At 68.7% G+C, this 13,374-nt stretch carries 10 protein-coding genes and 1 pseudogene; 5 read left to right on the top strand and 6 right to left on the bottom strand.

What is annotated here, in order from left to right; genetic code table 11:
• Positions 1-578 precede the first annotated feature (578 nt).
• Positions 579-1,511 (top strand): restriction endonuclease, encoded by a 933-nt coding sequence (locus tag ABT130_RS16510; RefSeq protein WP_350956248.1) that lies wholly within the window; start codon positions 579-581, stop codon positions 1,509-1,511.
• A 266-nt stretch (positions 1,512-1,777) separates the two neighbouring features.
• Here ABT130_RS16510 and ABT130_RS16505 read toward each other — a convergent pair.
• Together ABT130_RS16505 and ABT130_RS16500 are read right to left on the bottom strand one after the other, a co-directional pair.
• Positions 1,778-2,377 (bottom strand): annotated as a pseudogene (locus tag ABT130_RS16505) (aldo/keto reductase); the annotation flags it as partial.
• A 168-nt stretch (positions 2,378-2,545) separates the two neighbouring features.
• Entirely contained in the window at positions 2,546-3,019 is a 474-nt protein-coding gene (locus ABT130_RS16500; protein WP_350928809.1) for an Lrp/AsnC family transcriptional regulator, read from the bottom strand.
• A 170-nt stretch (positions 3,020-3,189) separates the two neighbouring features.
• Here ABT130_RS16500 and ABT130_RS16495 point away from each other — a divergent pair, with 170 nt between their 5' ends.
• The 3 genes from ABT130_RS16495 to ABT130_RS16485 all read left to right on the top strand — a co-directional run bounded on the left by ABT130_RS16495 (position 3,190) and on the right by ABT130_RS16485 (position 6,662).
• The gene (locus ABT130_RS16495; RefSeq protein ID WP_350928811.1) at positions 3,190-3,819 is read left to right on the top strand and encodes a nitroreductase family protein; all 630 of its coding nucleotides are present in this window, start codon (positions 3,190-3,192) and stop codon (positions 3,817-3,819) included.
• 143 nt (positions 3,820-3,962) lie between these two features.
• On the top strand, positions 3,963-4,928 hold the full coding sequence (locus ABT130_RS16490; protein WP_350956246.1) for a serine hydrolase domain-containing protein: 966 nt from the start codon (positions 3,963-3,965) through the stop codon (positions 4,926-4,928).
• A 303-nt stretch (positions 4,929-5,231) separates the two neighbouring features.
• Positions 5,232-6,662 carry a methyltransferase domain-containing protein gene (locus tag ABT130_RS16485; protein WP_350956244.1) on the top strand — a complete coding sequence of 477 codons (1,431 nt, stop codon included), beginning with the start codon at positions 5,232-5,234 and terminating at the stop codon, positions 6,660-6,662.
• A gap of 105 nt (positions 6,663-6,767) precedes the next feature.
• On the opposite strand, the gene ABT130_RS16480 is transcribed toward ABT130_RS16485, so the two are convergent.
• The 4 genes from ABT130_RS16480 to ABT130_RS16465 form a co-directional block, all read right to left on the bottom strand.
• Positions 6,768-7,415, bottom strand: a complete 648-nt coding sequence (locus ABT130_RS16480) for a DUF4232 domain-containing protein (protein WP_350956242.1) — start codon at positions 7,413-7,415, stop codon at positions 6,768-6,770.
• Positions 7,416-7,524: 109 nt separating this feature from the next.
• On the bottom strand, positions 7,525-9,429 hold the full coding sequence (locus ABT130_RS16475; RefSeq protein WP_350956240.1) for a S9 family peptidase: 1,905 nt from the start codon (positions 9,427-9,429) through the stop codon (positions 7,525-7,527).
• A gap of 243 nt (positions 9,430-9,672) precedes the next feature.
• Positions 9,673-10,362 carry an SDR family NAD(P)-dependent oxidoreductase gene (locus tag ABT130_RS16470; RefSeq protein ID WP_350956238.1) on the bottom strand — a complete coding sequence of 230 codons (690 nt, stop codon included), beginning with the start codon at positions 10,360-10,362 and terminating at the stop codon, positions 9,673-9,675.
• 261 nt (positions 10,363-10,623) lie between these two features.
• Positions 10,624-11,661 carry a zinc-binding dehydrogenase gene (locus ABT130_RS16465; RefSeq protein ID WP_350956236.1) on the bottom strand — a complete coding sequence of 346 codons (1,038 nt, stop codon included), beginning with the start codon at positions 11,659-11,661 and terminating at the stop codon, positions 10,624-10,626.
• Positions 11,662-11,913: 252 nt separating this feature from the next.
• Here ABT130_RS16465 and ABT130_RS16460 point away from each other — a divergent pair, with 252 nt between their 5' ends.
• Complete coding sequence (locus ABT130_RS16460) at positions 11,914-13,350, top strand: glutamate-cysteine ligase family protein (protein WP_350956234.1); 1,437 nt, start codon at positions 11,914-11,916, stop codon at positions 13,348-13,350.
• Positions 13,351-13,374: the final 24 nt, after the last annotated feature.

The following is a 13,374-nucleotide window of genomic DNA, read 5'->3' as shown; positions in this document are numbered from 1 at the left end:
CGGGTGCTTGGAGACGAGCACGCCCGGTTCGGCGGGCGGGCCGGGGAAACGGACCAGTCGCAAGGCTGACACCGCGCCCCGGTCCGACCCAACAGAGGTGTTACTCCCACCATTCGAGCGTTCCCTATGAACACGAGCGGAGCGGCCGGCGCAATCCGAAGGACCCCGTAGGGGCCGCGTAGCGGTTGGGCCGGTGGTCGGAGCGGGCGGCAGTGCGTTCACGGTCGGCGCGGTGTTCGGTACGGCGGGCGGCTGGTGCGGCGGGCGGCGGGGTCTGCCCGTTTCCGCCGGGCGGGCGCGGGACGGGACCGGCGTCCACGCCGCATGCCCGGTCCCGATGTCCGCGCGGCGGGGGCGGGCACGCCCCGCCGCGCAACGGCGCGAAGCGCTGCCGTACTTGATCATCCACTAGGGGCATATGGCCTATTTGTGGGATATATGCATATCAATCCCTATGGTAGATACGTGCGAAGACCGTCCGACGTCTCCGAGCGTTGTTGTCCACTACGGTGTGCTTGGGGTGCTTGGGAGGGTGGGTATACTTAGCGTCTTCGCAGCTTCCCCCTCGGAGGACATTGGTGACTGGCGTCCCCGGTAAGCGAATTTCGGGCACGGCTTATCAGGCTCTTCGGAACGCGCTTTCCTATTCCTTTTGGTATAAGTCGACGCTAGAAAAGTACCTTCGGGATGCCCTTCGGGAAAACCTGGAGATATTGCGCGATATTGACTTTAATCAGAAGAAAAGGATAGTAGCGGACGATTTAGTTGATCGTTTGCGAGAAAGGGAAGACGTCTATCAGCCTGCGACCATTCAGCTCATGATTGAGTTGGCTCACATGGAGCGCTTTCCTGAGATAGAAAGCCTTGAGGATGCCGATAAGTGGCTCCCGAAGGCGAAGAATGCTTCTGCGGACCTTATGATTCATATCTCCGTGTATGAGAATTTGATCAGTGAGCGAGTTAAGCATGCTGCTGAACTCTCGGCGATAAAGACGCAGAACGACTTGCAGCGCAGGTTCTCTGATGAACTGAGTGAGCTGCGAGAAGAGTTTATCCAGATGCACTCTATGGAGGATGCGCGTCGGCGGGGCTATGCATTCGAGGGGTTCCTTAATTCACTTTTCGCGCTCTTTGATCTTGATCCGAGACTCAACTATGAACTAAAAACAGAGCAGATAGATGGGGCTTTTAGTTTTGATACCGACGATTATATAGTTGAGGCAAAATGGACCAAGAATAGACTGAGTAGAGAAAAGGCGGATGCGTTTGATGCAAAAGTTAAGCGCAGGGGGAAGAATGCCCTGGGTCTCATAATTAGCATCAACGGCTTGTCTGCAGACGCTATTGAAGAATATCGGCGTAGAACTTCGTTCATGACCGTGGATGGAGCCGATATAATGTGGGTTCTTGATGGACACATTGCCTTAGACGAACTGTTGCGCCGAAAGAAGCGGCACGCAAACGAGACGGGCGAGTGTCATTTCCCAGTGACTCGAATATATAAGAACTAGATCAAGTGCCATTTTGGGCTATAGGTGAATTGCGCTGGCCTGGACCGACTGGAGAGCGGCATGTCGGGCCAAGCGGCCGCCTGGCGCGAGTAGGCCGCCGCAGGCGGACTGCCTTGACCGTGTAATGAAAATCCTCGCCGAGACGTGTCTAGCGCAAGATCGTTAAGACTTAGGGGCGATCGGCAGGGGACGTCTTCCGGAGCGAATGGGCAGCTCAACGGGCGTCTCACACCTTGTCGATCATGGGACTGTCGGAGTCACGCGGCAAGAAATGTCATCCTGCGGGAAGTGAAGTACTTGTTGTGGTGATTCTGCATCGAGACGAACCTCGTCCAGCCGTGGACCTCGGCGACGTGCTGGGCCTTGGCGAACTGCCAGGCGTACATGCTGGAGGCGCCGATGTAGCGGGCCTTGCCCGCGCGGACCACGTCGTGCAGGGCCTCCATGGTCTCCTCGATCGGGGTTTCCGGGTCCCAGCGGTGGATCTGGTAGAGGTCCACGTAGTCGGTGCCCAGCCGGCGCAGCGAGGCGTCGATCGAGGAGAGGATGTGCTTGCGCGACAGGCCGCGGTCGTTGACCCCCTTGCCCATCGGCATGCACACCTTGGTGGCCAGCACATAGTCGTCCCGGTCGGCGAAGAGCCTGCTCAGCAGCCGGCCGGTGACCTCCTCGCTGCTGCCCAGCGAGTAGACGTCGGCGGTGTCGAAGAAGGTGATCCCCGCCTCGACCGCCCGGCGCACGATCGGCTCGGCGGCGGCCTCGTCGAGTACCCACTCGCCCCACTTGGCGGGATCGCCGTAACTCATCATGCCGAGGCAGACCCTCGACACCTTCATACCGGTGGACCCCAGGCGCACGTACTCCATGTCGAACCTCCAGATCTTCACAACCCTGGGCCCCACGATACGACCGCCGACTTCACCGGCTCCCGCCCTCGCCTGTCCTGCGGTGCGGTCCCCACCTCGATCCTCAAGGCACGCTCAGGGCGGGCCGGTACGACGGCGTGCACGCTGTCGGGGTCCGGCGTGTTCCGTTCAGCGGCCGTCGGCCAGTGGCTGGACCCGGTGGGGGACCACGGTGGACAGGGTGATCACCGTGCTGCTCCGCCGCACTCCGGGGATGGCCAGGGTCTGGTCGATGACCTGCTGGATGTGCTCGTGGTCGCGTCCGGCGATGCGGCACCAGACGTCGCCGGGGCCGGTGACGATGTGCGCTTCGAGGACTTCGGGGATCGCTGTGAGGGCGCTGGAGATGTCGGCGCGGGAGGCCTGCTCCACCTCAAGGGTGGTGAAGGCCTGCACCGGATAGCCGAGGGCGTGCGGAGACAGGTTGGGGCCGAAGTCGGTGATCACGCCGTCGGCGATCATCCGGTCCAGGCGGGCCTGGACGGTGCCCCGGGCGACGCCGAGGAGGCGGGCGATCTCCAGCAGGCCGGTCCGGGGGCGCTCCCTGATCAGATGGAGCACCTTACGGTCGAGCTCGTCCAGGCCGTTCCTCCGAGCTGCCAATCTGTCCACCTCCGGAGTGCGGGGCGTGCCCGGCACTGACAATCTGCCAGTGAATCGGTCGCTGTGTTGCCCTGCTTATAACCATAATTCAGACTACGCCTGCATATATGTCAACCATGGAGGCGATCGTGGCACGGGAACATTCCCATCCATTCATTCCGTACCGGCCCGTGCGTTATCCCGAGGCCGAGATGGTGACGCGGGGCCGGGAGTTCTACGAACATATGGACCTGCGCCGGAGTGTGCGCTTCTTCAGCGACGAACCGGTGCCGCGCGAGTGCGTCGAGCTGGCCGTCAGGACGGCGAACACCGCACCCTCGGGAGCCCATCAGCAGCCGTGGAAGTTCGTCGTGATCGGCGACCCGGAGACCAGGAGGCGGATCAGGGAGGCGGCCGAGATCGAGGAGCGGCAGAACTACGAGGGCGGACGGCTGCCCCCGGAGTGGCGTACGGCCCTGGCCCACCTGGAGACCGGCTCCGACAAGGGCTACCTCGAAACGGTGCCGTGGCTGGTGGTCTGTTTCGCGGAGAAGTACGGCGTACGCCCCGACGGAACCAGGGTCAAGCACTACTACGTCAACGAGAGCGTCGGCATCGCCTGCGGGTTCTTCATCGCGGCCCTGCACGCGATGGGCCTGTCCACGCTCACCCACACTCCGAACCCGATGGCGTTCCTGACCGGCATCTGCGGACGGCCGGGCAACGAGCGGCCCTACATCCTGTTCCCGATCGGCTACGCCGCCGCCGACGCCGAGGTCCCCGACCTGGTCCGCAAACCCTTGTCCGAGGCCATGGTCTGACACGGGCTGCACCGATCGCGGAAAATGAGCGTGACGGTCGGCGCGGGGTTCGGCCGCTCATCTCCGGCAGCTCCGTTGAGGGACCCCGCCGACCTTCTCCGGTCAGGTTGTCCCCGAATCGGAGATAGGGCTAGAACGAGATCATGAGCAGCCATATGATCGCCGATCGCCTCGCCCGTGCCATCGAGCGGAACCGGGTGCCCGACCTCCACGCCGTCGTCGCCGTCCACCACGGCCAGGTGGTCATCGAGCACTACGGCGAAGGTGAGGACTTCAGATTGAACGAGCCCCTCGGCCACGTGCGCTTCACCCCCGACACGCTCCACGACATCCGCTCGGTCACCAAGAGTGTCGTCGGCCTCCTGTACGGCATCGCCCTGGCCGACGGCCGGGTGCCGAAGCCGCACGAGCCGTTGCTAAGGAACTTCCCCGAGTATCCGGACCTCGCGGCGGACCCCCGGCGCGCTGCGCTGACCGTCGAGCACGCGCTCACCATGACGCTCGGTCTGGAGTGGAACGAGAACGTCCCCTACACCAGTACGGCCAACAGCGAGATCGCGATGGAGTCGGCCCCCGACCGCTTCCACTACACCCTGAGACAGCCGATCGTGGAGGAGCCCGGCGTCCGATGGTCCTACTGCGGGGGCGCCTCGGCGCTGCTGGGGCGGCTCATTGAGAAGGGCACGGGAGTGGCACTGAAGGAGTACGCGCGTGCCAGGCTCTTCGAGCCGCTGCAGATCGAGCGTTCCGAGTGGTCGGCCGGTGAGGACGGGGTGGCCCTGGCGGCCTCGGGGCTGCGACTGACCCCTCGTGGTCTCCTCGCGATCGGACGGCTCGTGCTCGCCGGGGGCGCCGGCATCGTGCCCGAGTCCTGGCTGGCGGAGGCCCTGCGTCCGCGGGTACGGATCGACGAGGGGTTCCACTACGGCTACCAGTGGTACGTGGGAGACACCTGGACGGGCGGGTTCGGCAACGGCGGTCAGCGGATCTACGTGGCGCCCGCGCTGGACCTCGTGGTCGCCGTCACCGCAGGCCAGTACGACAGGCCCGATCAGCCGACCGCCTCGGTCGTGCTCGACGAGGTGATCCTGCCGGGGATCGTGGGCTGAGGCGCGCTCACCGCTCCTGCGGGGCGTGCCGTGTCGTCCGGCCGAACACCAAGAAAGTCACAAGTCCGCCAACCTATATTGCGGCTGACGGCCTGCCCGGCAGACGTGAACCGCCCCCGGCGTGGTCCTGGCCATGCCCGGCGGTGAACCGTCCGCCCCTACTCTCCTGGTTCTTTTCACGATGTGGCGACGTCCTCACCGGCAGTCACGATCTCGGGGTTCCCGGACCCCCGGTCGACCCGCCGCCGGACGCCTCCAGCTCGTGTGAGCGGTTCGGACGCATCCACTGAGAGGTCTTTGAGCATGCACAACGGAAGTGACATCGAGGTCCGCTGGCTGAAGTGGGAAGAGGCCGCCGAGGAGATCCTTGACCTCCGGCGGCGGGTGTTCATGTCCGAGCTGGGGTGGAGCGAGGAGAGGGTGCACCACGACAGCGACCCGGAGGGTCTTCACCTGTGCGCCCTGTCCGGGGGGAAGATCGTGGCCGCCATCTCCGCGTACGTCTACCGCCCCGGAGCGCCGGGGTTGGCCGCCCTGGAGTTGCCCGACCTGGACGGGCCGACCGTCGAGATCGGCAAGCGGGTGGCGCTCCAGACCCACCGGGGCCGCCTGATCAGCACGCGGATCGCCAACTCGATGGTGCGGCAGCTCTGCGAGTCGCTCCGCCCGTCCCGGTTCTTCCTCATCGTCCGGCCGAGCCAGTATGACCACCTCCTCGATCGGTACGCGAAGCGGGACTTCGTGGTGCGCGGTGAGGTCGGCTCGGGCGACGACGCGGTCACGGTGATGACCGTGGAGGGCGGAGAGGCCCTGGAGGGGTTCTACCTCAGGCATCGGGAGCTGACCTGGGAGTCGCCGTCCGGTGACGAGCGGCTGGCGATTCCCTCGCTGGTCCGGTTTCTCGCCGACGAGGGCCGCGGTGACCTGCTGGCGGTGGAGCGCCTCGGCGCGGAGAACTTCTACCTGGACCTGCTGTCCCTGCAGGAGGAGGCGCCGCGGCTGAGCGCACAGGGCCGGTTGGTACTCGCCGAGCAGCGGCCACGCCTGGCCTCGACGCCCTTCCCGCCCGCGCCCGCGTCGCTGCTCGACGTCGGCAGTGGGCCCGGAGACTACCTGGCCGCGGTCACCGAGGAGGGCCCGTTCGCCGGATACGACGTGCGGGGAGTCGAACCGGCTCCCCAGTTGCTCGCCAGGGCCTGCTCGAACTTCCCCGGCCTCACGTTCCGCCAGGGCACCGCGTACGCCACCGGTGAGGCGGACGCGTCGCACGACGTGGTCACGGCGAGCTTCCTCTTCGTCCACCTGCGCAGTCCGGACCTGGCCCTGCTCGAAATGCGCCGGGTGCTGCGGCCCGGCGGGCTGCTGTACGTGGTCGACGTCAACGACGCGGCCTTCCGCGGCCCCGATGTGGTCCGCCGCATGCTCGAGACCTACGACCGTGACTACGCCGCCGACCGTACGATCCTCAACGATCTCCCTGAGCGTGCCGCGGAGTTCGGCTTCCAGCCCGTCCGGCGTTTCTCCACCGCGCTCGGCTACGTGGTGGACGCCGAGCCGGGGTTCGGTCCCGATGAGATCCGGCTCGGCAGGGAGGAGGCGTGGAGCCTGCTCTCCTTCGTACAGTCGCAGCACGGTATCGAGGAGAGCTTCCGGGAGGCGCGCGACCACTACTTCGGCGTGGAATGTGAGATCGGGGTGGACATCGAAACCCAGGTCTACCGGAGACGTCCCTAGGCGTACCGCCGACCGCTCCGGCACGCCGCCGGTCCGCTCCGGCCGGGGCGCGGCGGCCGGAGCGAGGCGGGGTCCGGGAAACAGGCCCGGACCCGGTTCGAGGAGCTAAAGGCGCGCCCCGGAGGCCATCGGGGTCACGTCAAGGCGGCCGTCGTCGCAGACGGCCGCCTTGAACGGAATCTCCAGGTGCGCCACCTCGTCCGGCGGGATGATCATCAGCCGTGCGGACGCCGGGCACGACCGGCTCCCGCCGGGCACCTCGCTCCAGTGCAGCCTGGCGTGCGCGCTCGCTCCGGGGCGCAGGGTGATCCGCCGGGGCTGGACGTTCTCCCTGCGCGTCCTGGTACGCATCGCGTCGCCGCTGCCGTCGATCATGATCAGGCCGACGAAGCCGTACACCCAGCAGGTCCCGGTGGAGGTGTTGGTGAACACCAGCGGCGCGTAACGCTGTCCCGCTCCGGCGTCCACCCTGCCGACGCGCGCCGCGAGCGCCTCGGTGCGGCAGCGCCCGGCGGTGCCGCTGTCCGCCACCCGCAGGCCCGCGGCCTGGACGGCGACGGCGGGGCGCGCGGGGGCGGAGCTTGGAGACGCGGGGGTGGCGCCTCGTGCGGGGGAGAAGCTCGCGGGAGCGCTGCCGGCAGCCGGGGCGGCGCCCAGGGGGCGGGAGGCGGGCGGGGCGCACGCGGTCGCGGCCGCCAGCATGGCCAGCGCCGAGGTGGCGGCGAGCAGTCCGGCGCCGATGGAATGTTTCATGGTCCGTTGGACGCGCACCGCGCCCGCTTTGTTGCCGTACCGGGCATTCGACACGGGAGGAACGGTGCGGCGGAAATCCCCGGCGTCTCATCGCCGGGGAGCAGTCCGGTCAGGACAGGTGGCGAGACCACCACTCCAGCACCGCCTCGAAGCGCTGCAGGCGGTGCTTCGGGCGCCCGCCGCGGCTGAGCTCGTGTCCCTCGCCGGGGAAGAGCAGGAACTCGGCGGGGGTGCCGTTGCGACGCAGCGCGACGAACATCCGCTGTGCCTGCTCGACCGGGCAGCGGATGTCCTCCTCGGAGTGGACCACGGCGAACGGCAGCGTGATCCGATCGGCGTGGTAGAGCGGGCTCATCGCGCGCTGTGTCTCGATGTCGGGACCGCAGTAGGCCTCGGCGAAGAACCAGCCGATGTCGGAGGAGCCGGTGAAGGAGTCCCAGGCGTTGACCGCACGCTCGCTCCAGGCGGCTCGGAACCGGTCCCCGTGCCGGGCGGCCAGCCAGCTCGTCATGAAACCGCCGTAGGAGCCGCCCATCACGCCCACCCGTCCGGCGTCGCACTCGGGTCGCTCCAGCGCGGCGTCGAGCAGGGCCAGCACGTCGTCGGCGTCCACGGTGCCCAGCGCGCCGATCACCGACCGGCCGTGCGCCTGTCCGTATCCGGAGGAGCCGCGCGGGTTCGGCAGGACCACCGCGTACCCGGCGCCCGCGTAGACCTGGGTCTCGTCCAGGAAGGCCCATCCGTGCTGGTGGAACGGGCCGCCGTGCACGTTCAGCAGAACGGGATGCGGGCCTTCGCCCTCGGGCAGGGCCAGCCAGCCGTGGACCGGGTAGCCGTCGGCGGAGACGGCGGTGATCTCCAGCAGCGGGCTGATCCCGGCGAGGGTGCCGGAGAAGTCCGTCAGCGGCCCGTCAGGGGTGACCACCTCGCCGGGGCTCGCGGGGGTGGACACCACCGCGACCACCTGCTCGCCGCAGGAGGTGAAGGACCTGACGCCCGCCCGCTCGCCCAGGATCGGGACGAGTTTCTCCAGCGGCGTGTCGAGGGCGCCGGAGGGGACCAGCCGCAGCTCGACCGCGCCGCGCACCCGCACCGCGACCAGGACGCCGTCTCGCAGCGGTACGGGAGGCAGTGGCTCGCAGTCCACCGACTCCTCCTCGGTCAGCCGGGTCCCGGCCGCCGTCCCGGCCACTGTCTCGCCGGCGATCCGCAGTGGCGCGTGGTAGAGGCCGACGTTGCGGGCCACCGCGTCGAGTCCGGAGAACTCCGTGCCGAGGTAGAGCACCTCCCCACCGGGCAGGGCGACGGGATGCTCGGCGGAGCCGTCGCTGCGCACCGCGAGGATCGGGGCGCCCCCGCCGGCCGGGACGGCGTACACGTCCGTGTGCAGGCTCTCACCGTCGAGGTCGCGGGGGGCCGAGATCAGCACGTGCTCGCCGTCCGGTGTCCAGCAGGGGGACTCGACGTCGTAGGGTCCCTCGGTCAGCCGTACCGGCACCGGGATGTCCGCGAGGGCGTTGACCACGAACAGGCTCTGCCGCCGGTCGAGGGTGAAGCCGATTCCCTCGGTCCGGTAGCGGAACCCGGTGATCCGGCGCGGCGCCTCGGCCTCGGCGCCCACGCCCTCCTCGGTGCCGTACCGGCCCGGTTCGGCGACCCGGGCGACGAACGCGATCCGGCGCGAGTCCGGTGCCCAGACCGGGACGCCCGCGCCCAGCGGCAGGTCGGTGACCGGTCGGCCCTCACCGCCGCCGGTGGGCATCACGTGCAGTTGCGGGCTGCCGTCGCCGGCGCGCAGGAAGGCGACCCAGGCGCCGTCGGGGGAGATGCGCGGCGCGCTGTCGCGCTCGCCGAAGGTGAACCGGACGGGCGGGCCGTCCTGCGGCACCCGCCACAGGCTCCCGGAGTAGGCGTCGGCCTCCAGATCGGGCCGGGCCACGTCGACGAGAAGGAGATCGCCATGGAGGGTGACGCTGCCGGGCACGTTGAGCAGGGCGAGGTCTTCTGGACGCATGGTTAACGACGCTATCACCGTCTTAACCGTTTATATGAGCATTTAAATCTCTGTGGCTGCCCCGTTTTGGCTGGTCGTCGCGCTGCGTCCTGTTCTTCGGGGAGGAGGATTTTTTATCAGGCCTCATTGAATGAAAGGACAGGCCGGCCATTGATGGTGTGTGCCGCTTTTGCCGGAGACCCGGGTTTCACCCGGCCGGCGACGGCCGGTGCTCTCCCCGGCCGTCGCCATCGGTGGGTCCGTCTACCAGGGGATGGGACCCTCCTGCGAGCTGAACGTGCCGGTCGGGCCGTCGTCGCCGAGGGTCGCCATCCGTACGGCCACCGCCGCGCCCTCGGCCGCCGTACGGGTTCCGGTGTGGCCGGTCAGGTCGGTGGCGCAGTGGCCGGGATCGACGGCGTTGACCAGGATCCCGGACCCGCGCAACTCGTTGGCGTAGAGCACGGTGAGCGCGTTGAGCGCGCTCTTGGCCGAGTTGTAGGCCAGCATCGGCCACGCGACGTTGAGGTCGTCCCCGGCGGAGGTGAGGCCGACCGAGGCCAGCCGGGTCGTCATGTTGACGATCCTGGCCTCGCCGGACGCCCGCAGCAGCGGGATCATCGCGTGGGTGACGGTGACGACCCCGAAGACGCCCACCTCGTAGGTGACCCGCATGTGCTCGGCGGTCACCTCCGCCGGGGCCACGCCGAAGTCACCGCAGGTCGCGGCATTGTTGACCAGTACGTCCAGCCGCCCGAACCCCTCACCGACGATCTTGGCCGCGCTCGCGGCCGCCGCCGGGTCGGTGACGTCGAGCAGTACGGGACGGGTGCCCTCGGGAGCGTGGCTCTCGTCGCGGACCCCGGCGAACACGGTCATCCCGCGCTCGGCGAGCTGCCGGGCGATCTCCCGGCCGATGCCCCGCCCGGCCCCGGTGACCAGTGCGATCTTCACAGGTTCTCCTTTTGTTGAGTGCGCACAGTCTGGGGGTGGCCTCTTGGAAGTAACCTGTGGATCAGTTGTGGCGCGGCCGGGTGCGCCGGGCCGCCGCGAGCCGGTTCAACGGCGAACGGGACGTGGCCGCCGGGTGCGCCGGTCGGGCAGCACTGTCACGTCGTGTCCTTCGCCGAACCGGGCCCCCAAACTAGACACGTGTCCAGGTTTTGGTCAACAAAAAACTGAAACGTGTTCTCTTTTGGCTCACGGCCCGCGCCGTCAGCGCAGGGACGGAATGATCATTGTGACGCCGGGGACGGATCCGATCGAGGCGAGCGCGCCTCCCGCCTCCTGGAGGCCGATGGAACGGGTGACCAGTGCGTCCGGGCGGAGGGTGCCGTCGGCGACGGCCGCCAGCATCGCCGGGTAGGCGCGCGCGGCCATGCCGTGGCTACCGAGAAGTTCGAGCTCGTAGCCGATCACCCGGCCCATCGGGAGCGCGGTGAGCCCCGGCAGCAGGCCGATCTGGACGTGGCGTCCCCGGCGGCGCAGGCTCTCGATCGACGTCGCGCATGTCTCGGGGCTGCCGAGCGCGTCGATGGAGACGTGGGCGCCCCCCGAGGTGAGCTCCACGACCCGGGCGGGGACGTCGGCCTCGGCCGGGGCGGCATTGACGCAGGCAGTGGCGCCGAACGCGCCGGCCATCTCCAGGGCGCCCGCGGAGACGTCCACGGCGATCACCCTGGCCCCGGCCGCGGCCGCGATCATGATGGCGGACAGGCCCACACCGCCGCAGCCGTGCACGGCCACCCACTCGCCGGGCCGCACCTGGCCCACGGCGTTCACGGCCCGGTAGGCGGTGGCGAAGCGGCAGCCCAGGCTCGCGGCGGTGCCGAAGCTCATCTCCTCGGGGAGCCGCACCAGGTTCACGTCCGCGTGATCGATCGCCACGTACTCGGCGAAGGAACCCCAGTGGGTGAACCCCGGCTGGGTCTGACGCTCGCAGACCTGCTGCTCGCCGGCCGCGCACGCCGCGCAGGAACCGCAGGCGCAGACGAACGGGACGGTCACCCGGTCGCCGGGCCGCCACGAGGCGACGCCCGCGCCCACCGTCTCGACCACCCCGGCAAGCTCGTGCCCCGGCACGTGGGGAAGGACCCGGATGTCCGGGTCGTGGCCCTGCCAGCCGTGCCAGTCGCTCCGGCAGAGTCCGGTGGCCTCCACCCGGATCACCGCTCCGCCGGGCGGGGGCTCGGGGGCGGGCACCTCCCGAACCTCAAGCTCGGCTCCAAAGTCGTCGAAGACCACCGCTCGCACCCGTGCACACTCTCTTCCGGCCACCGGCCGCCGCCTCTCGGCCCCAGTCGAACCTGACACTACTCAATCAGGCCCCGGCCGGTTCCCTTCCCGGCGTCCGCGAGGCATCGTGGGAAGCCAGGGGAGACGCGGCAAGGGGCCCCGGACGTGCCGCGCGTCCTCGTCTGCGGAGGGCTGTGACGAAAGCCCTGATTAGAAGGCGCAAGCTGGGAGAGAGGGGGGAGCACGAGGACCAACTGATCGGACGGTGTGATGGGGCAGAAAGTCGACAAGGACTGTTACTCCGAGGTGGAGTTCATCCGCTTCGGGGAGAGATTGGCGGAGCAGCTCGGCACTCTCCGCGAGGTGCTCGCGCGGCCCGGTTTCGGGGCCGGTCCCGTGACGATCGGGGCTGAGCTGGAGATGTTCCTCATAACGCCCGATGGCCGCCCGCTGCCCCGCAACCAGGAGGTGCAGGCGGTCGCCGCCGACGACCGGCTCACGCTGGAGCTGGGCAGGTTCAACCTGGAGGCCAACCTGACCCCGCTGCCGATCGCCGGGCGGCCGTTCACCGCCATGATGCGCGAGATGCGGGAGATCATGGCCGTGGTGGACACGGCGGCCGAGACGCAGGGCGGGCAGGTCGTGGTGATCGGGATCCTGCCCTCACTGAGCGAGTTCGACTTCACCCACGAGGCGCTGAGCTGTGAGGGTCGCTACCGGGCGCTGGCCAGGGGCATGCGGCGGCTGCGCACGGAGCCGTTCCGGGTGCGCATCGAGGGGGTCGAGCTGCTGGAGCTGGAGGTCAAGGGGGTGATCCTGGAGAGCGCCAACACCTCCTGGCAGGTCCATCTCCGCACGCCTCCCGCCGACTTCGCCCGCGTCTACAACGCCGCCCAGCTGGCCATCGGCCCGGTCCTCGCGGTCAGTGGCAACTCACCCGCCTTCCTGGGCAGGCAGCTCTGGGAGGAGACGAGGATCGCGCTGTTCGAGGAGGCCGCCGACGACCGGGACGTCGAGCGGCTCGACCGCAGGGTCCGGCGGGTGGCGTTCGGCTCCTGCTGGGCGCGGAGCGTCGAGGAGCTGTTCGAGACATGCGTCCGGGACTACGAACCGGTGCTGCCGATGAGCTCGGTGCCGGAGGAGGTGCCCGAGGGCGGCGTCCCGAAACTGGCCGAGCTCCGGCTCCACCAGGGCACCGTGTGGCAGTGGAACCGGCCGGTCTACGACCCGGTCGGCGGCGGCCATCTTCGGGTGGAGATGCGCGCTCTGCCCGCGGGGCCGAGCGCGGCGGACATGGCGGCCAACAGCGCGTTCCTGCTCGGGCTGACCGCGGCCCTGGCCCTCCATCCGGTGGAGGAGTTCCCCTTCGCCGGGGCCTACCGCAACTTCTACCGAGGCGCGATCCACGGCCTGGACGCACCGCTGAGCTGGCCCGGCCTGCGCGAGGAGGTCCCGGCCTGGCGGCTCGCCCTGGACCTGCTGCCGGTCGCCGAGGCCGGTCTCGGAAGGATGGGCGTGGAGCCGGGCGAGATCCGGTGGGCGCTGGACATCGTGCGGGAACGCGTCACGCGCCGCCGTACCGGTGCGATCTGGCAGCGGAAGGCGCTGGCGGGCATGGGGGGCGACCAGGCGGCGCGGGCGCGCCTGGTGAGCCGGTACCGGGAACTGTCACGGACCGGGGAGCCCGTCCACACCTGGCCCTTTTAACTACAAAAGGGATTTGAGTAAAGG

Source organism: Streptosporangium sp. NPDC001681 (assembly GCF_040298085.1).
Lineage (GTDB): Bacteria > Actinomycetota > Actinomycetes > Streptosporangiales > Streptosporangiaceae > Streptosporangium.
This window is presented reverse-complemented; position numbering and strand designations above follow the sequence as displayed.